This window comes from Tardiphaga sp. 866_E4_N1_4 (genome assembly GCF_052076075.1).
Lineage (GTDB): Bacteria > Pseudomonadota > Alphaproteobacteria > Rhizobiales > Xanthobacteraceae > Tardiphaga > Tardiphaga robiniae.
Window position 1 is genome coordinate 6,057,329 of sequence record NZ_CP197242.1, and the last position, 23,469, is coordinate 6,080,797.

Below are 23,469 nucleotides of genomic sequence, written 5' to 3' on the forward strand. Positions count from 1 at the left end.
TTTCGACGAGGTCTACCGCCGGTGTGTCGGCTATCCCTTGTCAGGAACAACGACCCCAAATCTGGTCCGGGAGTATTGGGAGCGCCATGACGTCGGTGCGAATACCTTCTTTAGTGGCAGTCCCGGCCGCACGGTGGTGCAGGTCAAAGGCGAGAACAGCGTTCGGAAGGGAATCGTGTCGTTTCTTTCGGCGCGATTTCTCGTCGATGCGATCTTGCCCGGTCGCCCGGCTGGGTTGCTCGATCTCGTGACACGAGAGTGCATTCGCGGCAGTGCCGACAATCGCTGGGCAGAGCAGCCGGCGCAATTGCCATGGCAGATGACGCTTCGAACCCAGATCGCCGTTGCGGCTGGTATCGTCGTTGCGCTGCTGGCATGCGCTCTGGGCGCACTCGTGTGCTGGGCTTTGGGCTATCGACCATCAGCGCTCTACGCGGTGTTGCCGCTATGGCTTGAGACGGTCGGTCACGCAACGCAGCATCTCGATACAAAGGTATCGGCATTGCCGTGGGTCTCACAGCTCACCGAATTCATACAGCCGGCAACGCTGACCGGCTTGATGCTATTGAGCGTGATGTGGCTGGTGGTCCGGGCGGCAGAACTTCTTCTCCGGAGTGCGAGCAAAAATACCCGCGACCAGCATCTGTTCTGGCGCTTTCCGCTGCAATTGGCGGTCGTTACACGATACGCGCTGCTCGGTGTGCTCATCGGTGTTGTCACGCTCGCGGTCATCTCCGGCGTTGACAGATCACCGACATGGGCCGGGATATTGGTGGATGGTCCGAGTGGAATCCTGATGTCGCTGGGTGCGGTGCTGGTGGTCATGTTCCAGCTTGTCTGTATTGGGGGGCTGTTGCTCGTCGGCTGGTATTGCACGACATCGCTGCAGTTGATGGTCGAGCTTCAGCCTCTCAGCAAGACGCGCGAGAATCTGCGGCGTATGGCATTGGATGTCATCCAGTTCGCCATGTTCCTTCTGGTCTCGGTCGGCGTCCTGCTCGTTGCAGCGCTGCTGCCGGAAACGGTCATCAGCAACGTGGCTGGAATGGCCAGATCGCTCACTTACGGCTGGCTTCTGATGGTTCTGTTGGGATGGAGCGGCGTGATGGCCGGCTATCTCGTCGGACTGCTGGCTCTGTGCGTGATTGGGGCACTCGAGTATCGCGACAGGACGACGTTTGAACATCCCGCAGGTCTTTTGATCCGGGCTCGCGACAACGCGCGCAAATATGCGCGCGAGGAAGCCGGAATTAACCGGTACCAGAATCATCTAGCCAGCATCACCTGTGTAAAGCCGGGTGTCCTTCGATACTGGATCCTTCGACTGGTCCTGTTCGCCGTCAATGTTCTCGCGAAATTCTGGTTCAACAAGGGTGAGCTTGGCGGCATCCCAACCATCCTCTCGGCGCGCTGGGTGCTGATCGATGGTGGCCGGCGTCTGCTATTTCTCGACAATTTCGGCGGTGCCTGGGAGAGCTACCTCAACGAGTTCATCGATCTGGCCGCCGTGAAGGGGCTGAATGCGATCTGGACCAATACGTTCGTGAACGCGGCAGGGAAACGCTACGGTTTTCCGCCCACGCGTTTTCTGTTCTGGCAAGGCGCGCAGGATGCGAGGCCGTTCAAGGCCTATGTGCGGCAGAGCCAGGTGGAAACCATCGTCTGGTACGGCGCCTATCCTATGCTCGGTGTTGTCGGCATCAATGCGAACACCGATACCAGACAAGATCTGTTCGCTCCGTTGAGTTCGCCGGCTATCGATCGATTCCTCCAACGTCTTTGAAAAACCATGAACACGGAAAAAATCGAATGGCATGATGTGCAGGGGCTGTTGTTAAGCGGCTATCCGCAATTGCCGTACTCCGCCTATGTAGCCTGGCACTTTCTTCCAGGCCAGCGGGATGCTGCCAAGCGCTGGCTGCGCGATCTGGCCGAGCGATTGATGCGCGCGGACAAGATTGAGGGGGAAGATGACGGCGCGACGGATCTGCAGTTACCGCCGACGAACATCCGGGCACTTAAGGCCATGCGTGTTGGCGATCGGACGGCGATCAATCTGGCCATCACTGCCAGCGGCCTCCAGGAACTGGATCTCGACGAGCATCGGCTGTCGGACTTCTCCGTGGAATTTCTCGAAGGCATGGCGCCGAAGCCGACGTCTGGCAGACGGATGCCCCGACGCTCCGGCCTTCTCGGTGACGCGGGAGAAAGCTCACCACGCCGATGGGAGTGGGGCGGATGGGGGCCGTCCGCCGAGGTGCACGGCATGCTGTTGCTTTATGCATCCGAAGAACATGTTTTGCAGGCCCTTGTCCAGGCAGAGCTGCACGCGATGAACGGCGCTGCTGACGTTGTTGTGACTGGTGACCAAGGCAACGGCCGGCCCGTCATCGTCCATGGCCGCCTCTATGACGATGCCAAGGAGCATTTCGGCTTCGTCGACGGCATCTCGCAGCCGATCATCGAGGGGTCGCCCCTGGCGATCCGGAGCGAGGAAAACGCCAAGAACGAGAAAAAAGCCAAGTCAGGTCACACCCCCGCGGGCAGTGGCGAAGGAGACAAGGTCCTGAGCGCAAAAGACCGCCGCATCTCCCTGGTCAAGCCAGGCGAATTTGTGCTCGGCTATCGCAATGAACGTCGGGAGCGCATCAGCAGCCAATCCGTGAAGCCCGGCTCCAATCTGCGCGATCTGCTGCGTAACGGAACCTATCTGGTGTTCCGGCAACTGGAGCAGGACGTGGACGCCTTCGAGAAATTTGTTGCCAGCCTCGCTATCCGAATGCATGGCAAAGCCGATGTCGAGGCGACAGAGGAGGTTGCGGCACGGCTGATCGGCCGGTACCGCAACGGTGCGCCGCTGGTGCGTGCCGGCGCCGATTCACCGTCGGCACCCGAACGCAATGATTTTCTTTACGCCTACGAAGACGGGTCAGGGATGGCCTGTCCGATTGGCGCGCATATTCGCCGTGCCAATCCGCGCGATGCCATTGGCTCCGACCCGGATGTCGCACTGAAGCTGTCCAAGATGCATCGCATTATCAGGCGCGGCCGGCCGTATGGAGCCAGGCGCGGCGAGCAGGACGAGACAACCGGCAAGGGTTCTCGGCGCGGGACGGCGTTTATCGCGTTGAACGCCGATATCGCCGGTCAGTTCGAGATGATCCAGCATTCGTGGCTGAACAATCCTCAGTTCGGAGGACTGCCCGTCGGGACCGATCCGATTAGCCATGTTGCCCATGACGGAGATGAACTCGTCATTCAGCAGAGACCGTTCAATCTCCATATCGAAAAACCTCGCCCCTTTGTCACGGTGCGCGGTGGGGCGTACTTTTTCCTGCCGGGTATCAATGCCATCCGCACCCTGGCCGATTGAGCTCGCAGCCAGGGTCTGATTCAGGCAACCAAGGTGGCAAGCGCATCGTTGCAGAGCGTCGTGTAAGGCTGCATGGAGCACTGTTCGGCGAGACCGAGCGCTTCGCGATAGTATCGTTCTGCGGTGGTCGTGTTGCTCGTATCGAGAATATGGGCAATGTCGCCCAGAAGCTTCTTGGCGTAGACTTGCTGCGGCAATTCTCCGCGCTCTTCCGCCAGTGCTAGCGCTCTTTCAGCTACGGCTTTGGCTTCCTTGCTGCGACCGGCGGCAAGGAAAGCACGACCTTGAGCGATGAACAGAAAGCGCCAGCCGAATGCGTGTTCAGCGAGCGGAATATCCAGCTTTTCAGGCACTGCGAGGATGTTGAGCGCAGATTCGACATCGCCCAATGCGAGATAGGCTTCGCCCATCCGGGACGCGAAGACCGGGTACATCTGTTTCATCTCAAGATCGAGGCATGTCTGCCAGCTCTCATTCAGCAGCGCGAGCGCTTCGACAGGGCGCCCTTGCGCGATCCGGAGCCGACCAAAAACATGATTAATGTTGGCGCGTGAATACGAGTGGTTCGCCGCCACCGCCAACAGCCTTGCCTCTTTTGCAAGAGCCTCTGCGCGAGAGAAGTCACCGAGATCGATCAGTGAATCGGCCATGAAAGTCCGAAGCATCACGCTGGGAAGCGCGGCCCATCCAGCGCGCTTCTCGTCGATCTCTGGCGTTTCGATCGCGAGACATTTTTCGTGATACGCAAGCGATTGCGTGAAGTCGCCGGTTTCATGGTGGATGATGCCCACATTGTGGAGAGCGGCAAAGGTTAGGACGGGTTGGCCGATCTTCTCTGCGATCGACTGTGCCGTTTGGGCAGCGGTCATGGCTTCGACGTGATAGCCAAGTCTCCAGAGTGCGACTGTCAACTGACAATTCACCGCCGCAATCCGCCATGGTTCCCGGGATTCTTCGGCCAGCCGGCGCGCCTCACGCAAGACATCGGCAATACGTTGATGCATGCCGATTGGTTCGAGCGCCGTAATAACCGTCAGATGCAGATCTATTTCAGAGATGGTTTTCTTCGATGACGGCGGCCAATGCGCCAGCGTTTCGCGGCCACGCTCGTAAATGGCGATCGCATCCTGATTGGCACCACGCTTGATTGCTCGACGGCAGCTCCGCAGCTGATACGGAACTGCCTTTTGCCATAGCTCAGCGAGAAACGCGTGGTCGGCAAGTCGGTCGATATACTCGTCGAGACGGTCGGCGAATCGAAGCTCGATAATTTCGATCGCCTTGGCGTGGAGATAGCGACGGACGCTGAGTAGCATCATGCCGTAGGCCACTTCTCTCGTGAGCTCATGTTTGAACGAATATTCGACGGTGCCGGAGGCAGTGGCCATTCTGAGAAAATCCCCCGACTCCAGCGCCAGAAGACGAGGAGCCAGTTCGTCGGGATCAGTTCCAACCATGCCGGACAGCAGGATCAATGAGATGTCTTTGCCGATCACGGCGGACATTTGCAAAAGCGATTTCGTCGCTTGATCGAGTAGGTCGATACGCGATGCCAGAACGGAATGAATGGTCTCGGGGATTTTGATATTAGACGATCCATCGCTGACTTTGTAGCGGCCCGGATCGCCGACTAGCACCTTCGTATCTTTGAGTGCCTGGGCCAGTTCCTCCACGAAGAGTGGATTGCCTTGCGCTTTCGCGAGGACACGTCGTCTGATGTAGCCCAGACTTCCGTCATCGCCCAACAGCGATACAAGCAGTTGATCACCGTCCGGTTCGCTGAGCGGCGCGATGTCAAGGCGTTCGACCGCTCGGCCTGACCAGATGCGTTCCGGGCGTTGCGTGACGACCACGAGGACCCGGGCGTTATCGAGCATCCCCATGATGCTGTTCAGAATGAGCTGGGTTTCGGCGTCGACCCAGTGGATGTCCTCGATCAGGATGAGCAAGGGCGTCAGCCGTTCCTGCGAGAAGACGAGCGTCTTCATGGCGTCGATGACCTTGTTGCGTCTTTCGGATGGCTCAAGCTTTTTCCAGTCTTCGTCCTCGCTGTTGAGATCCAGGAGCGAGAGGATGGCCGGAAGATGTGGGGGCAGATTTGGATCGAGGCGGGCAATACGGGTGCTGGTCCGGCTGGCAGCTGAGGCGGGGCTATCCTCGGCGCGTACGCCGAAGAGCTCACGTATCAACGTGCTGACGGGATAGTAGCTGGAGTTCGCGCGTTGAGAAGCGCAGGTCGTCTGCAGGACGAGCCATTCTTCTGGAACGCTGGCGATGAACTCATGGACCAGACGCGATTTGCCGATCCCGGCAGGGCCGACAATGGTCACCGCGCGTCCGTGTCCCGCAGCGGCGTTATCCAGCAGTTTCTTGAGGAAATCTAATTCTGTCCGACGTCCGATCAGCGGACTGAGGCCGCCGGATGAGCGGGCCTGCCAGCGGGTGCGCGGCCGCATCGACACCAGTTCATAGGTCTCCACCGGCTCGGCGACCCCTTTGGCTTGTTCGGGCCCGAGCTGCAATGCGCTGATGAAGCCCTTCGCGAGTTGGAAGGTGTCGGACGACAATTTGATCGAGCCAGGGGAGGCAAGCGCTTCCATTCGGGCGGCGAGGTGAACCGTTTTTCCAACGGCGTCATAGTTCATCGCCAGATTGTTGCCGATCGAATGAATGATGACCTGTCCAGAATTCAGGCCAATTCTGATACTGATCGAGCGCTGATGCAGACGATTGAATTCGATGATCGCATTTCTCGCAGCCAGTGCTGCGCGGCAGGCCTGGACGGCGTGGTCTTCGCTCGCAATGGGGGCGCCGAAGAGCGCCATAATGCCGTCACCGCGCGTTTGATTGACCAACCCATCGTGCTCATGCACGGCGTCCATCAGCCGCTTGAGCACTGGGCCAATAACTTCCAGCGCTTCTTCTGGGTCCAACTGGTCGATGAGTTCGGTCGACCGCTGGATATCGGCAAACAGGACGGTGACACGTTTGCGCTCGCCCAGCATGGATGTGCCGGACCGCATGATACGCTCAGCGAGTTCTGGCGGGATTTGCGATTGCAGGAATGAGAGTGCATGAACGCCAAGCGCAGTTGGAGCAGCCCTTGGCCGCCCGCAGCCACCGCAAAAGCGTGCATCCAATTGCATCGTGAACCCGCAATACGCGCATTGGTTCGCGGAATCGTCCAATAGGTTGTGCCCTTCTTTGGATGCCACCTTTCACCCTTTCCGGCGGAGCAAGCAATCTATCCAATTGCGCGATCATGGCAATGTCGGGAGCTATGTCTCAGGCCAGGGTGAGCGCGGTGTGATCTGGAAAGCGTCGGCCAGTTGCGCCTAGTACCAAATCGGACGGTTCGCCCGATTTGGATGGGGACAGTGCAATAGGCGCGCCATGCTGCAAGCGTCGACGAACATATGAGTGACAGCAATCGGCGGCGAGTTCAACCGATCGCTGCAACACACTCGGCGAACTTCTCAGCTGGCGTCTGATAGAGCAAGGTTTTTCGCGGCCGCTCATTGAGCTGTCTTGCGATGGCGCTAAGCTTGGCTTGACTGTGTAAGGACAGATCGGTGCCGCGCGGCAGATATGGGCGCAGTAATCTGTTGGTGTTCTCGTTTGATCCGCGCTGCCATGGGGAGCGAGGGTCACAAAAGTAGATGTCGACGTCGGTGGCCAATGCCAGTCGCTGATGGTCGGCGAGCTCCTTGCCTCTATCCCAGGTCAGGGACCGGTAGAGTTCGCCAGGCAATCGCCGTGACTGCTTGATCAGCGCAGAGACGACGCTTTCGGTGTTCTTGTTCGCAACCTTGATCAGCATCACGTAGCGCGAATGGCGTTCAACCAGCGTTGCGATGTAGCTATTTCTCGATCCGCCGATCAGATCGCCTTCCCAATGGCCTGGGACCGCACGATCTTCAACAGACGGCGGTCGTTCGCTGATGGATACGGCGTTCTTGATCTGGCCGAGTCCGGTCCGTTTCATGCTCGCGTGCCTAGAACGACGAACCGTGCGTTTCGCCCTCAGGTGCTCGAGAAGCTCCTTTTTCAACACGCCGCGCGCCTGAATGAATAGGCTGCGATAAATCGTCTCGTGTGACACCTGCTTTTCAGGCTCCGCCGGGTGTGTGCGCTTCAGCCAGCCGGCGATCTGCTCCGGCGACCATTGTCTCTGCAGTAGTCTCGATACTGTCCGTCTCAGGAAAGGACGGCAAGCCAGCTTGCAAAGCTTGGGGCGACGGGCCCGATCCCACGCGCTGTGATCAGACTGCGCAGCACGGTAGCGATCCGTTCCGCCATTGCGTTGAACCTCACGGCTGATCGTCGACGCAGATCGTCCCAGATGACGCGCTATCGATCGCAAGGAGCGGCGCATGCTGAGCCATCGGGAGATCTCCTCTCGCTCAGTAAGGCTAAGAGCCCGTTCGGCGCGACGCCGATCTGGCGGACGGATGCCTCCGGACGGAGATATAACCGAGAAAACCGATGAAGAATCCCGTTCAAACCGACGCCCAATCGAACTCATCGGCTCGCCTGCCTGCCAACGATCCCAGATCAAAGATCGCTGGGCTGCCGAGTAATAGATGCGACGTCGCTGTTTCATGCCTGCACTCCATCTTTCCCATAAGATTAGAGTGTTGCGCTGACCAATTGAGCCCGCCGCGCAATGCGGACATCGTTGACCCACGAAATCTCCCTCGTAGCATCGTTGCCGCTCGGATGGCCGCACAGCATCAACACGTTGGTTTCAATTAGCGATAGGCTGCCGTGCGATTAATTCTTGGCGATTGTAAGCTGGACCCATACTTCATTGCTCGCGACGTCGGTCGCGGTTCTGGTGTAGGTCTACATCGTCGCACATCCTCGGTATCAGTGTCGAACTCACGGTGGTGTACAGTTAGATGTGGAAGAGCGGTGAACAGGTGAACGAAAAGTGGTCGGCGTCAAATGACGTAGTGCACGCCGTGCCAGTTATGAGCGTCGTCGAGTTTTGCGGTCTCGACGTGAATATACGTGCAGATCTTGCATAGGTAGACTCTCACCTCGACCCCGTCGTCGTATTTGCAGTGTCGATCTAAAGACATCTGGTAACGGCATCTCAGGCAACGCGTATTGTCTGCCATCTGCGCTCACCGAAACACCGCTGGACGCTTCTCGACGAACGCTCTGACGGCTTCGCGATGCTCCTCGGTCTGCGCGGAGCGGACCAGCCGCTCGGCCTCCCTGTCTAGCGATGCGGTAAAGCCGACGTTTTGCACCTCGTCCAGGTTGTCTTTCATGGCGCTGTAGGCCTTCGTGGGTCCATTCGCCAATTTCAACGCGATCATGAACGCTTCCTCGGCAAGCCTGTCGGCCGCTACGATCCGATTGAATAATCCCATAGTTTCGCAGCGTTGTGCATCGACTCTGTCGGACAACAACATCAGTTCTCTTGCGCGGGCGGCTCCCACCGTTCGCGTGAGTAGCCAGGCGATGCCGTAGTCGCCGCTCAGCCCGATTCTGGCATAGGTCGTACTGACGAATGCTTGCTCAGCTGCGATGCGGATATCGCAGGCCAATGCGAGCGAGAGGCCTGCGCCTGCAGCCGCACCGGGAAGGGCCGCGACCGTCGGCTTCCGCATCTCGAAGAGCGCGCCGGTCAAAGTGCGTTGACGTTCGATCAGACGCGTTACTTTCTGACCAAAGGTTAGTTCGTCTGTGCTGCTGCGGTCGCCCATGCCTTTCACATCGCCACCCGCGCAGAAAGCCTCGCCGGCGCCGGTGATCAGCACCGCGCGTACGCCATTGTCGGTCGAGCAGTATGCGATCATCCGGCGCAGGGCGGGTGTGAGTTTGTCCGACAGCGCATTGCGGGCCGCCGGGCGATTGAGCGTGATCACGGCGACCCGACGGTCGATATGACAAAGCAATTCGTCCGTTCCCGTTTCGACCGAAACCGGCGTCAAGGTCGTCATGAAGAGTCTCCCCGTCGTGCACTGTTTGAAAATTGACAGTTCTAAAATAGAACTATAGTCTTCGAGCAAGAGGCTGCAAGGCAGGATCGTCTCCGCTTGAGCCGATTGTCAAAGACGGTCAGCTGAATGTCCGTCGGGAGGAAATAGATGCGCGGTCTGTCCGTGAAGTCCGATGGACTTCCGACGGAGCGATGTTGTGCCCGGTCGCGTGGAAACAGCATCCTCATCTCGAGCCATCCAGGCGTTGCGGTTGCCGAGCGAGTTGTGCATCGACGCGCAGGGGAGATAGTCGCATGAGCAATGTATCCGAGAATGGAGAATTCATCAGGATCGTCGGCGGTCGCGTGCTGTCTAACACCGTCGTCCGCACGCCCGTAATCCGGATTGAAAGCTTCCGCAGGGACGTGTCGAAGCAGGTTCAATGGCATTTCAAGCAGCCAGAACTAGCGCTCTTCTTCTATAGGAGGGGTGCGCGGAAGCTGCGCGGCAAGATGGATGGTAAGTCGTTCGACCAGCAACTTGCCGGCAACTTGGCCGTCTATCCGGCTGGCTTGGAGATCGATGGCGAATTCACCGTCACATCGGCAAGGTCGGATTATACAGTCGTGTTCTTCGACCAGACGTTCATATCGGAACGACTTCCGAGCTTTGCGGCAGCGCCGAGACTGGGCTTCGATAACCCGGCAATCGCCTTCGGACTGGAAGAACTGTGCAGCGAGCCGCATCATGACGACGATGTCTATGCGATGATGGCAGAGGGGTGGGCAACCCAGACACTCGCTGTTCTAAAGCGGATGAGCGGCACCAAGACGCCGCTTGGCAACCGAGGCGGTCTCACCCACTGCAATCTTAAAAGGATCTCCGAGTTCGTCGAGGAAAACCTCGGTCGGTCGATCGGATTGATGGAGATGGCTTCGCTGGTCGGATTGAGCACTCGACATTTCATTAGGGCATTTTCCGAAAGTACCGGCGATACCCCGCATCAGTATGTCATCGGTCGGCGCATTGAGCGCGCCAAATACCTTCTTATTAGTGAGAAGTGTTCGCTGACGGAAGTTGGCCTTGCAGTTGGCTTCAGCCATTCGCAACATTTCACGACGAAATTCAAACAGCACACTGGTCTTTGTCCGTCGGGCTTTCGCGCCGCGGTGCGGCATTAGCAAAGTCGGAAAGCAATGTCGCTTTCACGTAGATCCGGCACTATCTGGCAAGCCTGGTCGCCCGCGTTCTTCTAACAGATCCACTCAACGGTGCGTCGTGCGCCGAATGCAGTGGGAACGGAACGCATGCCAGGGCCTCTTTTGGGAGTTCGCGTACTTGATCTGACCAGCGTCGTGTCGGGTCCATTTGCAACCATGTTCTTGGCGGACCAGGGCGCTGAGGTCATCAAGATCGAGCCGCTGGGCGGTGACATCACGCGCCGCAGCCGGGCCGCCATCGACAAGGCCGGGCAGTTCTCGGCGCTGTTCATCTCGTCGAACCGAGGCAAGCGCTCGATCTCGCTCGATATCAAAAGCGAAGCCGGTGCGCGGATCGTCAAGAAGCTCGTCGCCCAGTCCGATGTCCTCGTGCAGAACTTTCGCCCGGGGACGATGGAGCGTCTTGGGTTGGGAGCCGACGAACTCCGGGCCCAATTTCCGCGCCTCATCTACGTATCGATCAGCGGGGTCGGTGAAACCGGGCCATACGCCAAGAAACGCGTCTACGATCCGATCGTCCAGGGGCTGTCGGGTTTCGCCGACATCCAGTCGCAGGCCGGCACCAACCGACCTCAGATGATACGGACCATCGTCGCAGACAAGACGACGGCTGTGCTGACGGCACAGGCCGTGTCCTCGGCGCTCTATGCGCGCGAGAAGACTGGACGCGGCGATCACATTCGGGTCGCGATGCTGGACGCCATGCTGTCGTTCCTGTGGCCTGAAGGCATGATGCAACACACCGTCGTCGGCGCGGAGGCCTCGTCGCCGGATCCTAATGATCGCCCCGATCTGATCTTCAAGACCGTGGACGGCTATATCACCGCAGGCACGATCTCGGATTCCGAGTGGCAGGGCTTCTGCCGCGCCACCGACGACCCTGAGCTCGTCAAGGACGAGAGGTTCGCGACGCCTGCGGGGCGCTCGGTCAATGCCACCGCGCGCATCAACAAGATGCAGGAATACATCGCCACCCGGACCACGGCCGAATGGCTTGCCAGGCTGGACGCCGCGGACGTGCCATGTGCACCGGTGCTGCGCCGTAGCGAGATCGTCGCCAACGAGCAGGTGGTGGCGCGCGGCATCATCCAAGAGTTGGAGCAGCCGTCCGTCGGCCGCGTCCGTCAGCCGAAACCGGCGGCCCGGTTCGAAGAGCGCCCGGCGGCCATCGGCGGGCCGGCACCACGCATTGGCGAGCATAGTCGGGAGATCCTGCGAGATCTTGGATTCGACGATGCGGCAATCACCGAGATGATCCTGTCGAAGGTCGTCCGAATTGAAGGCGAGGGACGTTGACATGACTGACAAGAAGCAGGTGGCGCTCCTGGTGGGAGCGGGGGATGCAATTGGTGCGGCCGTCGCGCGGCGATTTGCACAGGGGGGATACGCGATCTGTATCGCGCGGCGCGATGCTGAAAAGTCTGCGGGCCTGGTCGAGGAGCTGCGCGCGCAGGGCCACGATGTCCACGCCAGATCGATCGACGCCCGAAACGAGGAGGAGGTGCAGCGGCTGTTCCAGACGGTGGAAGATGAGATGGGCCCCATCGCGGTGTGCCTGTTCAATGCCGGATCCAATGTGCAGAAGCCACTCCTCGAAACGACCGGGAAGCTGTTCTTCAAGGCCTGGGAACTAGCCTGCTATGCCGGCTTCCTGGTGGGACGTGAGGCAGCGAAGCATATGGTGCCGCGCGGCGCCGGCACGATGCTGTTCACCGGCGCGACGGCCAGCATGCGCGGCGGCAGCGGCTTTGCCGCTTTCTCGGCAGCGAAATTCGGTCTGCGGGCCGTTGCGCAGGCCATGGCGCGAGAGCTCGGACCGAAGAACATCCACGTCGTGCACCTGCTGATCGATGCCGGCGTCGACAGTGAGGCGATCCATGAGCGGATGAGGAGCCGTGGCCTGGATCCTGCCGCCCGTCAGCCCGACAGCCTCACCACGACGGCGTCGATTGCGGAAGCCTATTGGTTCGCCCATGCGCAGAAGCGAGACGGATGGACGCATGAGCTCGATCTTCGGCCGGCTGCGGAGAAATGGTGATGAACCCGGAACTCGTGTTGTGGGGCGTTGGCACCAGCCGGACCATCCGACCTCACTGGGCGCTTCATGAATTGAAGCTTCCCTATACCCGAAAGCCGATCCTGCCGCGGACGGGGGAGACCGAAACGCCGGAATATACGGCCCTCAATCCCCGGCAAAAGGTGCCGCTGTTGCAGGACCACACGCTCGTCATCGGCGAGAGCGCTGCGATCATCGCCTATCTAGCCAAGACCTATCCCGACCAGGCCGCCTCCCTCATTCCGAAAGACTCCGAGACTTACGCGAAGTGGCTCGAATGGTGTTTCTTCATCGTCACCGAGCTGGATTCCACGAGCCTGTACGTCATGAGGCGGCATGGGCAGATCAAGGGACTGTCTCACATCTATGGTGATGCACCGGGCGTTGTCGCCCAGGCTGCGGAGTATTTCAGGAAGCAGTTGAAGCACGTCGATGCGGCGCTGTCCGACGGGCGGGAATATCTCCTGGGTGAACAGTTCACCACCGCAGACATCCTGCTGACCACGTGTCTGACCTGGGCCATCGATTATCAGGTAGCGATCTGCGACAGCGCGACGCCCTATCTCGACCGTGTGCTGAATCGCCCCGCCTATCGGGATGCCTCGGCGGCCAACAAGCCGGGCTGATCGCTCCGACAAGACCGGGCGGCGTTGCAGCCGTAACACCGGCGACGCTGGCCGCGCGTAAGCGAAATTGCGCCGGTCTCAAGACGACGATCCGCAGCCGAACAGGCCTCAATGACGCGGACGGAAAATGACGACGCCTATCAGAGGGAGGATGAAGAATGAAAATAACGCGCCGGTCTATCTTGGCCGCAACGGCGTCCACCGTTGCAGTCCCGTCGATCGCACGATCGGCGGCGGACACCTGGCCGCAGCGACCGATCAGGATCGTCGTCGGCTTCGCCCCGGGCGGACAGACCGACGTCTATGCGCGGATGTATGCCGAGTTCATCGGAAGCCAGACCGGCGTGCCAGTGATCGTCGAGAACAAGACCGGCGCGCTCGGTTCGATTGCCGGGGCCGAGGTCAAGCGGGCAGCGCCGGACGGCTATACCATCCTGTTCAATACGTCTGGCGCGATGACCGTGAACCGCGTGCTGGTCAAAGATCTTGCCTACGACACGGATAAGGATTTTCAGCTGGTTTCGGCGATGCCGACGGGTGGACTGCCGCTCATCATGCGCAAGCAGCTGGGCATCACCGACCTCGACGGCGTCGTTCGTCATGCACGCGCGACGGGGCGCATGACGCTCGGAACGTTCGGGGTCGGCTCACCTCCGCACCTCACGATCCTCGCGCTCAACAAGCAATATGACCTGAACATCGAGCCGATCCACTACCGTGGTGAGGCACCGATGTTCACCGATATGCTGGCACAGACGGTCGACGGCGGTGTCGGTACGATCGTCGGCGCGCAGCCGGTCCTGCAGAGCGGGTCGGGTGCAGTCGTCGCTGTGCCGCGCAAGCGGCTCACGACCTTTCCGGAAGTCAGGACGTTTGCCGAGCAGGGGGCGGATTCGCCCTTGTTCGGTCTGCTGACCTATCAATGCTGCGCGGTGCCCACCGGTACGCCAACGGCCATTGTCGAACGCCTGTCGGATCTCATCATGCGGGCGGCGCAGACCGAAAAGGTCAGGACGATGTTCCAGACGTTTGGAATCGATGAAGGACCGATGTCGATGCAGGCGACGCGCGAGCTCTATGCGCGGGAAGCGCCAGTCTGGATCGAGCTTGCAAGGCAGGCAATCGCAGATCGGAAAACCTAGCGTCCGATCTAGCCCTGTCTCATCGACGGGCGGCGTCGCGTCAGCTTCCACTTGCGCGGCGACAATTTGGCGATTGACAAGTTCTTTAAAAGAACTGACCTTGATCATCAAGATTATGGACTAATAATTGCGATCGAATGATTGCACGCCGCCGCGATCATTGCGGCGAGCCAGGGGAGGATATGATGCGCCGGATCACGACAGCGTTGATGGTTTGCGATCCCAATGGCGGTGCATGCCGCGCGCGGCAGCACGTGGCGCGGTGATCGGTGCCGGTGGGATCGCGCGTCATCGGCCCATCGATCGATAGCCAAACTCATTTCGAGGGCTGCCGGGTTTGAACGACGCAGCAGCGCCGGGCTTGGCCGGTCTCTGCCCTGACGAGCCACGGCACCTCGGGGATGGCCGATCCGGGCGCTTGTCGCTGTCACCGATGGGTCATGTGCAGGGCTGTTTCGCTCGGCGACGTTGGCGAGAGCTCTTCATTTAAATGGCAGGCAGTCAAGCTTGCGGCACTGGAGGGAGCGGACAATGATGAGAAGAATGTTTGTTGGCGTTGCAATGGCAGCGACGCTGTTCGGACTGCAGGCGCGAGCCGAGACAGTCGGCGTCACGGATACCGAAATCAAAATCGGTGCGACCTTTCCGTTCAGCGGACCTGCGTCGCCCTTGAGCAATACCGGCAAGGGGCTCATTGCCTATGTCAACTCGATCAACGATCGCGGCGGCATCGGCGGCAAAAAGGTCAATCTCATTACCTATGACGACGCCTATAGCCCGCCGAAAACGGTCGAACAAACGCGCAAGCTGGTTGAGAGCGACGAGGTTGCGTTCCTGTTCGGCCCGCAGGGCACGCCTGGAATTGGAGCGACGATCAAATACGTCAACGCGAAGAAGGTCCCGCACCTGTTCGTGGTGAGCGGCGTCAACAAGTTCACGAACTTCAAAGAATTCCCGATGACGACGACGGGCCTGCCCAGCTACGACACCGAGGGAAAGATCTACGCCAAATATATCTCGAAGGTGCTGCCGGATGCGAAGATCGCGCTATTGTATCAGAACGACGATCTCGGCAAGGACTTCCTCGCGGCGTTTAAGGCGTATTTCAAGGACGCTTTCGACAAGAAGGTCGTGGCATCCGCATATGAACTGAGTGAGCCCACCATCGACTCCCATGTGGTGAATCTGAAAGCCTCGGGCGCGGCAGCGTTCCTGGTTGCCGGCACGCCGAAATTCGCCGCGCAGGCGATCAAGAAAGCGTCCGAAATAGGCTGGAAGCCGCTGTTCCTGATCAACTACGTCTCAAGCTCGGTCTCGTCGACAATCGTACCTGCAGGACCCGACAAGGCGATCGGTATCGTCGCGGCGACCATCGCAAAGGATCCGAGCGACAGCAAATGGGCGGATGATCCCGGAGTCCAGTGGTACAAAGCCCACTTCGCGAAATATCTGCCCGGTGCCGACATTGGCGATGCGAACTATGTGTATGGCACGGAGCAGGGCCAGATACTGGAGCAGGTTCTGAAACAATGCGCTGGCGATTACTCCCGCGAGAATATCGTGAAGCAGGCACGCAATATTCGGGGCCTGTCCCTGCCGACGTTGATGCCGGGAATTACTATCAATACCGGACCGCAGAACAGCATGGCCTATACCCAGCTTCAGCTGCAGCGCTGGAACGGGAATTCCTGGGACCAGTTCGGCGGTCTTCTGGACGCGAGCTCGGAGTAACGCAGTCGTCGCCAAGTCCGGCTTGTTCTTCGTCCGGACTTGGCCTCAGGCGCGTTTTGCCCTGGAAGCGGTGGCTTTCGGCGTCTGCACCTTAACCTGTGTATTGGCAATCTGCGTCCTCGGCATTGCCGTTTCGCGAGCGCCAGGCCCCGGATGGACGTGGACTTCCTTCGCAAGCACCGGCTCGCCGCATTCTGAGCAGATCATGAGTGGATCGAAGTGCTTGCCGCATGACTTGTGCTCGTGAAGCATCGGTCGCCCCCGCGAGTCGACCATGTGGATGTTACCCCAATGAACGACCGACATGATGATCGGGTAAAGGTCCAGTCCCTTCTGGGTCAAAATATACTCGTATCGCTTGGGTGCATCCATATAGGGAATGCGCCGAAGCACACCGAATCGAACCAGCTTCTTGAGGCGGTCGGCGAGCAGGTGCCGTGTAATTCCCAGCGATGTCTGGAAGGCGTCGAAGCGACGCTTGCGCAGGAAGCATTCGCGCAAAATCATAAGCGTCCAGCGGTCGCCAATCACCGCGACGGTGCGGGCCAGCGAACACGGCTCTTCCTCAAGCGAATCCCATTTCATCCCACGTCTCCGGCATTCCCATTCCGCGCATTCTATTTTGGCATGGACCTCAAAACAATACCGTTGTCGCCGTTACAGTTTCAAAGCAGGTTTCGCCGTTGACAGTTCTAAAATAGAACTTTAGCGTTCGGTCAGGGCGGACATTTGATCGTGCCCATCAAGATACAAGGGGAGGCGCCGTTGACCGATCGATCACAGCCGGAATTCCATTTCGATTTCGGCAGCCCGAACGCCTATCTCGCCGAAGCCGCGCTCCCGGGTATCGAGCAACGCACCAAGGTCAAATTTCAATATATTCCGGTCCTGCTGGGCGGGATTTACAAAGCTACCGGTAATATGTCGCCTGCGGAGTCGTTGCGCGGCATCAAGAACAAGCCTGAATATCAGAGGCTGGAGTCCGAGCGCTTCATCCGGCGCCACGGTATCACCAAGTTCAACAGCAATCCGTTCTTCCCGGTCAACACGCTTATGCTCATGCGCGGCGCTGTCGCGGCTAAGTTCGAAGGTGTGTTCGATCCGTATTTTAGGGCGGCCTACCACCATATGTGGGAAGAGCCGAAGAAGATGGACGACCCCGAAGTCTTCGCCGCGGCCTTCAAGTCCTCCGGCATCGACATCGACAGGTTGATCGCGCGGGCGCAGCAGGACGACATCAAGCAGAAACTCATCAAGGACACGAATGACGCGGTTGCTCGCGGGTCGTTCGGGTCGCCGACGTTCTTCGTCGGCAACGAGATATTCTTCGGCAAAGACAGTCTCAGGGATGTGGAAGAGGCGATCGTTGAGCAGGCTTCTTTCCTGAAAACGAGGACGGCCTAGGTTACCTGACCATACAATCCAGAAGCTGCGACCAAGCGGCTCTTTTCCCGGGAGGACGAAGATGTTTAAGACGGTGGAAACCGATGAGGCAGCGCGCATACTTTCCGCGTTGCCGCGCCGCATCGACCAGGTCATTGATTGCCATGCTGTCGAAACACCCGATCGGATAGCGTTGATCGACGACGGGGACAGCATGACCTATGGTCAGTTGCATAAGGCCATCGCGGATATTGCCTTTGACCTCACCAAGCTCGGCATCAGGCCCGGCGACCGCCTGATGATCGTCAGCGAAAACAGCATTCCGCTCGCAGGTTTGCTGCTCGCGGCAAGTCGCCTCGATGTCTGGGCGATCGTCGTCAATCCGCGGCTGTCCGCTCGGGAATTGGATCAGATCAGGGATCACAGCGGGGCGCGCCGCGTTCTTCTGACAACCGGCGTGTCCAAGGAAGCTGCGAGCCATGCCGCGCGGTATGAAGCCCAAACGCATCGGATCGGCCCGCTATCGGAGGTGGCCGTTACCGCTCTCAACGAGGGCACGTCACCCGAGCGAGTGGAGGACAGCCCGAAAGATCAGGTGGCCGTTCTCATTTATACGTCGGGTACGACCGGCACGCCCAAAGGCGTGATGCTGACGCACGAGAATCTGCTGTTCAGCGCCAAGACCACGGCCGACATCCGTCGCATGACGCCAGACGACAAGCAGTACATCGTCCTGCCGATTTCGCATATCGTTGGCATTTCGTTGTTGGTGATGACGTTGATGACGGGCGCGTCCGTCCGATTGGCAAGCAAGTATGATCCGGCTGCGTTGGCCAAGGCGATCTCTGACGAAGGCATCACGATTCTGAACGGCGTGCCGGCGACCTATCAGCGATTGCTGGAATACAAATCGATCGCCGGCTTGAGCAAGCTCGATCCGGGCTCTTTGCGCCTCATTGCGGTCGCAGGTGCGCCGCTCGATCTGGATTTGAAGTCGCGCGTGGAGCAGGAGCTCGGGCTCTCACTGTTGAATGGCTATGGCATCACTGAATGTTCGCCCGGGCTGTCCGGCGTACGTATTGATGCGCCGCGCGATGATCAGGCGGTTGGCCCTCTGCTGCCAGGTATCGAGGCGAAGATTCTGGGTCTCGACGGATCGCACAAGACTGCCGGCGAGGTCGGCGAGCTCCATGTCCGCGGGCGGAATGTGATGCGCGGCTATTATCGGGCGCCGGATCTGACCGCGAAGGCGATCGATCCGGATGGCTGGTTCAACACCGGCGATCTGGCCCGCTTCGAGGGGGATTGTCTCTTCATTGTCGGCCGCACCAAGGAAATGATCATCCGCTCGGGCTTCAACGTCTACCCCGCCGAGATCGAAGCGGTGTTGAGTACGCATGCCTCGGTCGTGCAGTGTGCGGTCGTGGGGCGCCCGGTGGACGGTAACGAAGAGGTCGTCGCCTTTGTGCAGCTTCTTCAGGGGACCGAGACAACGGCCTCCGATCTGATGGCGCATGTCAGCCCTCAGCTCACATCCTACAAGCGCCCGTCGGAGATCATCGTGCTGCCGGCGCTGCCGGCCACATCCACGGGCAAGATTCTGAAGCACAAGCTGGCGGAATCGCTGCGCAGCTAAGCAGATTGCGGTGGCGTTCGCCGCCGCGTACTCGCATCCGGGAGAACTCAGTTGAAAAAACGCAATGCAACAGTAGCCGTCGTTGGCGCAGGTGATTTCATCGGCGGCGAGATCGCCAAGAAATTCGCTGCGGAAGGTTTCACGGTCTTCGTGGGGCGCCGCCAGGGCGAGAAGCTCGAGCCGCTGATCAAGGAGATCGAGGCCGCGGGCGGCACCGTATTTGGGCGTGCTCTCGATGCGCGCAAGGAAGAGGAGATGGTGAAATTCATCGCCGACGCCGACGCCCATGCGCCGTTGGAGATCTGTGTTTTCAACATCGGTGCTAACGTCAACTTTCCGATCGTGGAGACGACCGAACGTGTGTTCCGCAAGGTCTGGGAGATGGCGTGTTACTCCGGCTTCCTGGCCGGCCGCGAGGCGGCGCGGGCGATGCTGGCGCGCGGAAAGGGCAACATCTTCTTCACGGGCGCGACGGCAAGCCTGCGGGGCGGCAACGGTTTCGCCGCTTTTGCCAGCGCCAAGTTCGGTCTCCGAGCCGTTGCGCAATCGATGGCCAGGGAGCTCGGCCCAAAGAACATTCACGTCGCGCACCTGATCATCGACTCGAGCGTGGATACGGAATGGGTGCGGCAGCTGATCACCAGCCGCGAAGGGCCGAAGGCGATGGAAAACCTCGATCCGAACCGTTTGATGCGGCCGGCTGCTGTCGCCGAGGCTTACTGGGCACTTTACCAGCAGCCGCGTGACGCGTGGACGTTCGAGCACGAGATCCGGCCATTTGGCGAGAAGTGGTAGCTTGCCATGGAGCTGAATCTCTCTGCCGAAGATGCAGCCTTCCGCGATGAGGTTCGCTCCTTTATCGCGGAGCATTACCCCAAGGAAATGCGCGTCGCCAACCCGGAGACCGACCTGACCAAGGAGCAATCGCTTCTCTGGCACAAGATCCTACATAAGAAGGGTTGGATCGCGCCGCTCTGGCCGAAGGAGTATGGCGGACCCGGTTGGTCTCTCACCCAGCGCTTCATCTGGGACCAGGAGACCTCGCGTGCGGGGACGCTTCCTCCGCTCGCCTTCAGCGTGACGATGGTCGGCCCGGTCATCTACACGTTCGGGAAGGAGGCGCAGAAGGCGAGGTTCCTGCCACGCATATTGTCGGGCGAGGACTGGTGGTGCCAAGGCTACTCGGAGCCGGGTTCGGGGTCGGATCTAGCCTCGGTCAGGACCAAGGCGGTTCGTGATGGCGATCATTATGTCGTCAACGGGCACAAGACATGGACCACTCTCGCGCAGCACGCGGACTGGATCTTCTGCCTCGTCCGCACCGATCCGTCCGGGAAGCCCCAGGCAGGAATCTCGTTCCTGCTGATCGACATGAAAACGCCGGGTGTGACGGTTCGGCCGATCATCACGATCGACGGCTCACATGAGGTCAACGATGTCTTCCTTGAGGACGTGCGGGTGCCGATCGAGAATCTGATCGGCGAGGAGAACAAGGGCTGGACCTACGCAAAATTCCTCCTCGGCAACGAACGCACCAGCATGGCGGGTATCGGTCGTTCGACGCGGTACCTGCGGCGGCTCAAGGACATCGTCAGGGCGGAAATTCCCGAGGACGATCCGAGTTTCGCGGAGTTCATCCGTGAGATCGCCCGTGTCGAATTGGATGTGCTGGCCCTCGAAGCGACGGAATTGAGGGTTGTCGCGCAGATGTCGCGCGGTATCGATCTCGGCCCGGCCGCATCGCTCTTCAAGATCAGAGGCACCGAGATCTTCCAGCGCATTACCGACCTCACGCACCGCGCGATGGGCAATTACGGCGTTGCTCTTCGAGAGCATCCCGTCAGCGGGAACCGTTTCATGCCCGGGCCTGACTATGGGCATACGTCGGCGGAAAAATACCTCAACTCGCGCAAGCTCAGCATCTACGGCGGATCCAACGAGATTCAACGCAACATCATCGCGAAAGCCGTGCTCGGTCTTTGACCCGCACCAGGAGAGGCGTCCATGGACATCGAACTGACCGAAGACCAGGAATTGCTCCGCAACAGCGTGCAACGGTTCCTGAAGGATGAATACGGCTTCGATGACCGAGCGAAGATCGTCGCGGGCGAAGATGGTTGGAGTCGCGCGGTGTGGGCAAAGTTCGCCGACCTCGGTCTTCTGGCGGCACCGTTCGCGGAGGAATATGGCGGCCTCGGGAACGGCCCGCTGACGACCATGATCGTTATGCAGGAGTTCGGCCGCAGCCTCGTCGTCGAGCCATATTTCGAGACGGTCGTGCTGGCGGGAGGGCTAATCGAGGCATTGGGGACCGACGACCAACGCGGGGAATTGCTCGCCGAGATCGCAGCGGGCGAGGCGACGTGGGCGTTGGCCTGGGCCGAACCTGGATCTCGGTACAACCTCAACAAGGTATCGGTGTCTGCGGACCGAAGTGGTGATGACTACGTCCTGTCGGGAACGAAAGCCGCCGTGATCGGTGCTCCGTGGGCCGACCGGCTGATCGTCTCCGCGAGAACGTCCGGCCGAGATGGCGATCGTGACGGCGTGTCCCTGTTCATCGTCGACAGCCGGGCGGCCGGTCTACACATGCAAAGCTACCGGACGGTCGACGGCAGGCGCGCCGCCGAGGTCACGCTGAAGGATGTTCGCATCCCGGCGGTCAACCTGCTCGGACGCGAAGGCCAGGGAGTCGTCGCGCTCGAGAGCTGTCGCGACCGCGGCATCGGCGGACTGTGTGCCGAGGCTATAGGCGCAATGACCGAGCTGAATGCGGCGACGCTAGACTACAGCAAGACCCGCAAGCAATTCGGCGTGACCCTCGGATCGTTTCAGGTGCTGCAGCACAGAATGGTCGACATGTTTATCGCGCTGCAGGAAGCCGTCTCGTTGATGCAGCATCTGACCCTGACGCTGGCGTCCAACGACGCCCATGTCACGAAGCTCGCCTCCGGTGCGAAGACAAAGGTCGGATATGCTGCGCGCTTCATCGGCGAACAGGCGATCCAACTGCACGGTGGCATGGGCATGAGCGACGAGCTCAAGGTCGGTCACTATTTCAAACGTATCGGCGCCATCGACATCCAGTTCGGCGACCCCGCTTTCCATCTGATGCGATTCGCCCACGCCGCATGACGCGCGGTCACGCCCGTCCCATCCAGCCAAGGAAATAATAAATGACCGAAGCCGTAATCGTATCGACCGCCCGCACCCCGATAGGAAAGGCCTATAAGGGCGCGCTCAACAATACCGAAGGTGCGACCATGATGGGACACGCCATTTCGGCGGCGCTCATCCGCGCGAACATCATAGGCGGAGAGGTGGAGGACGTGGTGATGGGGTGCGCCATGCAGCAGGGCACGACGGGATCGAACATCGCCCGCAAGGCTCTGCTTCGCGCCGGTCTTCCTGTCACGGTCGCCGGCACCACCATCGACAGACAGTGTGCGTCGGGGCTCCAGGCGATCGCGCTTGCCGCCCGGTCGGTGATCTTCGACGGCGTAGAGGTCGCGGTCGGCGGAGGCGGTGAATCCATCAGCCTCGTCCAGAACGAACATATGAACCAGTCGCACGCGGTTGACCCAGAGCTGCTGGCGATCAAAGGCGACGCTTACATCGCAATGCTGGATACGGCCGAAAACGTCGCAAAACGCTACAACATCTCTCGGGACGCGCAGGACGAATACAGTCTCGAAAGTCAGCGCCGCACCGCAGCCGCGCAGCAGGCCGGCCGCTTCAATGACGAACTGGCGCCGATCAAGACGACGATGGTCGTGACTAACAAGGAGACCGGCGCCATCTCCTACAACGAGATCACGCTCTCGGCGGACGAGGGCCCGCGTCCTGACACGACCGCCGAGGGACTGGCCAAAGTCAAGCCGGCGAAAGGGCCGGGCTACTCCATCACTGGCGGCAACGCGAGCCAGCTATCGGACGGTGCCAGCGCCACCGTTATCATGAGCGACAAGCTCGCCGCCCAAAAGGGCCTAAAGCCGCTTGGCATCTTCCGCGGCTTTGTGTCGGCGGGCTGCGAGCCCGACGAGATGGGAATCGGCCCGATCTTCGCAGTGCCTCGCCTTCTCAAGCGCCATGGTCTCACGATCGACGACATCGACCTTTGGGAATTGAACGAGGCATTCGCGGTCCAGGTTATCTACTGCCGCGACACGCTCGGCATTGATCCCGAGAAGCTCAACGTCAACGGCGGCTCCATCGCTGTCGGTCACCCCTATGGCATGACCGGCGCGCGGCTGACGGGTCATGCGCTGATCGAGGGGCGTCGTCGCAAGGCGAAGTACGCGGTGGTCACGATGTGCGTAGGCGGCGGCATGGGCGCCGCGGGTTTGCTCGAAATCGTTCACTGATAATA

18 protein-coding genes are annotated in these 23,469 nt (G+C 59.9%); 14 read left to right on the plus strand and 4 right to left on the minus strand.

Translation table 11 applies throughout. The features are described 5' to 3' along the window. Positions 1 to 175: 175 nt before the first annotated feature. Both AB8B20_RS29120 and AB8B20_RS29125 read left to right on the plus strand, forming a co-directional pair. On the plus strand, positions 176 to 1,783 hold the full coding sequence (locus tag AB8B20_RS29120; RefSeq protein ID WP_439070641.1) for a hypothetical protein: 1,608 nt from the start codon (positions 176 to 178) through the stop codon (positions 1,781 to 1,783). Between the two features lie 6 nt (positions 1,784 to 1,789). After that, positions 1,790 to 3,373 (plus strand): Dyp-type peroxidase, encoded by a 1,584-nt coding sequence (locus tag AB8B20_RS29125; RefSeq protein ID WP_439070642.1) that lies wholly within the window; start codon positions 1,790 to 1,792, stop codon positions 3,371 to 3,373. Between the two features lie 20 nt (positions 3,374 to 3,393). On the opposite strand, the gene AB8B20_RS29130 is transcribed toward AB8B20_RS29125, so the two are convergent. From AB8B20_RS29130 to AB8B20_RS29140, 3 genes are all read right to left on the minus strand, one after another. Then, positions 3,394 to 6,588 carry an ATP-binding protein gene (locus tag AB8B20_RS29130; RefSeq protein ID WP_439070643.1) on the minus strand — a complete coding sequence of 1,065 codons (3,195 nt, stop codon included), beginning with the start codon at positions 6,586 to 6,588 and terminating at the stop codon, positions 3,394 to 3,396. Between the two features lie 227 nt (positions 6,589 to 6,815). Next, positions 6,816 to 7,976 carry an IS30 family transposase gene (locus tag AB8B20_RS29135; RefSeq protein ID WP_439070644.1) on the minus strand — a complete coding sequence of 387 codons (1,161 nt, stop codon included), beginning with the start codon at positions 7,974 to 7,976 and terminating at the stop codon, positions 6,816 to 6,818. A 526-nt stretch (positions 7,977 to 8,502) separates the two neighbouring features. Continuing rightward, complete coding sequence (locus AB8B20_RS29140; protein WP_439070645.1) at positions 8,503 to 9,327, minus strand: enoyl-CoA hydratase-related protein; 825 nt, start codon at positions 9,325 to 9,327, stop codon at positions 8,503 to 8,505. Positions 9,328 to 9,620: 293 nt separating this feature from the next. On the opposite strand from AB8B20_RS29140, the gene AB8B20_RS29145 reads away from it, so the two are divergent. The 6 genes from AB8B20_RS29145 to AB8B20_RS29170 all read left to right on the plus strand — a co-directional run bounded on the left by AB8B20_RS29145 (position 9,621) and on the right by AB8B20_RS29170 (position 16,081). Next, a complete protein-coding gene (locus AB8B20_RS29145; RefSeq protein ID WP_176454723.1) occupies positions 9,621 to 10,487 on the plus strand; it encodes a helix-turn-helix domain-containing protein in 867 nt (288 codons plus the stop codon). A 126-nt stretch (positions 10,488 to 10,613) separates the two neighbouring features. Then, a complete protein-coding gene (locus tag AB8B20_RS29150; RefSeq protein ID WP_439070646.1) occupies positions 10,614 to 11,822 on the plus strand; it encodes a CaiB/BaiF CoA transferase family protein in 1,209 nt (402 codons plus the stop codon). A gap of 1 nt (position 11,823) precedes the next feature. Next, complete coding sequence (locus tag AB8B20_RS29155) at positions 11,824 to 12,564, plus strand: SDR family NAD(P)-dependent oxidoreductase (protein WP_089267535.1); 741 nt, start codon at positions 11,824 to 11,826, stop codon at positions 12,562 to 12,564. Then, positions 12,564 to 13,208 (plus strand): glutathione S-transferase family protein, encoded by a 645-nt coding sequence (locus tag AB8B20_RS29160; RefSeq protein ID WP_176454722.1) that lies wholly within the window; start codon positions 12,564 to 12,566, stop codon positions 13,206 to 13,208. Before AB8B20_RS29155 ends, AB8B20_RS29160 begins: the two co-directional genes overlap by 1 nt. Positions 13,209 to 13,366: 158 nt before the next feature. Continuing rightward, a complete protein-coding gene (locus tag AB8B20_RS29165; protein WP_439070647.1) occupies positions 13,367 to 14,350 on the plus strand; it encodes a Bug family tripartite tricarboxylate transporter substrate binding protein in 984 nt (327 codons plus the stop codon). Positions 14,351 to 14,881: 531 nt separating this feature from the next. Continuing rightward, a complete protein-coding gene (locus tag AB8B20_RS29170) occupies positions 14,882 to 16,081 on the plus strand; it encodes an ABC transporter substrate-binding protein (protein WP_439070648.1) in 1,200 nt (399 codons plus the stop codon). Positions 16,082 to 16,126: 45 nt separating this feature from the next. Here AB8B20_RS29170 and AB8B20_RS29175 read toward each other — a convergent pair whose 3' ends face one another. Further along, a complete protein-coding gene (locus tag AB8B20_RS29175) occupies positions 16,127 to 16,666 on the minus strand; it encodes a winged helix-turn-helix transcriptional regulator (RefSeq protein ID WP_439070649.1) in 540 nt (179 codons plus the stop codon). Between the two features lie 144 nt (positions 16,667 to 16,810). Between AB8B20_RS29175 and AB8B20_RS29180 the strand changes: the two genes are divergently transcribed. The 6 genes from AB8B20_RS29180 to AB8B20_RS29205 all read left to right on the plus strand — a co-directional run bounded on the left by AB8B20_RS29180 (position 16,811) and on the right by AB8B20_RS29205 (position 23,464). Then, the gene (locus tag AB8B20_RS29180; protein ID WP_439070650.1) at positions 16,811 to 17,485 is read left to right on the plus strand and encodes a 2-hydroxychromene-2-carboxylate isomerase; all 675 of its coding nucleotides are present in this window, start codon (positions 16,811 to 16,813) and stop codon (positions 17,483 to 17,485) included. A 61-nt stretch (positions 17,486 to 17,546) separates the two neighbouring features. Continuing rightward, the gene (locus AB8B20_RS29185) at positions 17,547 to 19,100 is read left to right on the plus strand and encodes a class I adenylate-forming enzyme family protein (protein ID WP_439070651.1); all 1,554 of its coding nucleotides are present in this window, start codon (positions 17,547 to 17,549) and stop codon (positions 19,098 to 19,100) included. 51 nt (positions 19,101 to 19,151) lie between these two features. After that, the gene (locus tag AB8B20_RS29190) at positions 19,152 to 19,895 is read left to right on the plus strand and encodes an SDR family NAD(P)-dependent oxidoreductase (protein ID WP_089267531.1); all 744 of its coding nucleotides are present in this window, start codon (positions 19,152 to 19,154) and stop codon (positions 19,893 to 19,895) included. 6 nt (positions 19,896 to 19,901) lie between these two features. Then, the gene (locus AB8B20_RS29195; RefSeq protein WP_439070652.1) at positions 19,902 to 21,083 is read left to right on the plus strand and encodes an acyl-CoA dehydrogenase family protein; all 1,182 of its coding nucleotides are present in this window, start codon (positions 19,902 to 19,904) and stop codon (positions 21,081 to 21,083) included. Between the two features lie 21 nt (positions 21,084 to 21,104). Next, a complete protein-coding gene (locus tag AB8B20_RS29200; RefSeq protein WP_439070653.1) occupies positions 21,105 to 22,235 on the plus strand; it encodes an acyl-CoA dehydrogenase family protein in 1,131 nt (376 codons plus the stop codon). A 41-nt stretch (positions 22,236 to 22,276) separates the two neighbouring features. Further along, the gene (locus AB8B20_RS29205; protein ID WP_439070654.1) at positions 22,277 to 23,464 is read left to right on the plus strand and encodes an acetyl-CoA C-acyltransferase; all 1,188 of its coding nucleotides are present in this window, start codon (positions 22,277 to 22,279) and stop codon (positions 23,462 to 23,464) included. Positions 23,465 to 23,469: the final 5 nt, after the last annotated feature.

Bases quoted from the DNA above. Each gene is read 5' to 3' on its own strand.
- AB8B20_RS29125 (WP_439070642.1), top strand. From the start codon at position 1,790: ATGAACACGGAAAAAATCGAATGGCATGATGTGCAGGGGCTGTTGTTA.
- AB8B20_RS29135 (WP_439070644.1), bottom strand. From the start codon at position 7,976: ATGAAACAGCGACGTCGCATCTATTACTCGGCAGCCCAGCGATCTTTG.
- AB8B20_RS29140 (WP_439070645.1), bottom strand. From the start codon at position 9,327: ATGACGACCTTGACGCCGGTTTCGGTCGAAACGGGAACGGACGAATTG.
- AB8B20_RS29145 (WP_176454723.1), top strand. From the start codon at position 9,621: ATGAGCAATGTATCCGAGAATGGAGAATTCATCAGGATCGTCGGCGGT.
- AB8B20_RS29150 (WP_439070646.1), top strand. From the start codon at position 10,614: ATGCCAGGGCCTCTTTTGGGAGTTCGCGTACTTGATCTGACCAGCGTC.
- AB8B20_RS29155 (WP_089267535.1), top strand. From the start codon at position 11,824: ATGACTGACAAGAAGCAGGTGGCGCTCCTGGTGGGAGCGGGGGATGCA.
- AB8B20_RS29160 (WP_176454722.1), top strand. From the start codon at position 12,564: ATGAACCCGGAACTCGTGTTGTGGGGCGTTGGCACCAGCCGGACCATC.
- AB8B20_RS29165 (WP_439070647.1), top strand. From the start codon at position 13,367: ATGAAAATAACGCGCCGGTCTATCTTGGCCGCAACGGCGTCCACCGTT.
- AB8B20_RS29170 (WP_439070648.1), top strand. From the start codon at position 14,882: ATGATGAGAAGAATGTTTGTTGGCGTTGCAATGGCAGCGACGCTGTTC.
- AB8B20_RS29175 (WP_439070649.1), bottom strand. From the start codon at position 16,666: ATGAAATGGGATTCGCTTGAGGAAGAGCCGTGTTCGCTGGCCCGCACC.
- AB8B20_RS29185 (WP_439070651.1), top strand. From the start codon at position 17,547: ATGTTTAAGACGGTGGAAACCGATGAGGCAGCGCGCATACTTTCCGCG.
- AB8B20_RS29195 (WP_439070652.1), top strand. From the start codon at position 19,902: ATGGAGCTGAATCTCTCTGCCGAAGATGCAGCCTTCCGCGATGAGGTT.
- AB8B20_RS29200 (WP_439070653.1), top strand. From the start codon at position 21,105: ATGGACATCGAACTGACCGAAGACCAGGAATTGCTCCGCAACAGCGTG.
- AB8B20_RS29205 (WP_439070654.1), top strand. From the start codon at position 22,277: ATGACCGAAGCCGTAATCGTATCGACCGCCCGCACCCCGATAGGAAAG.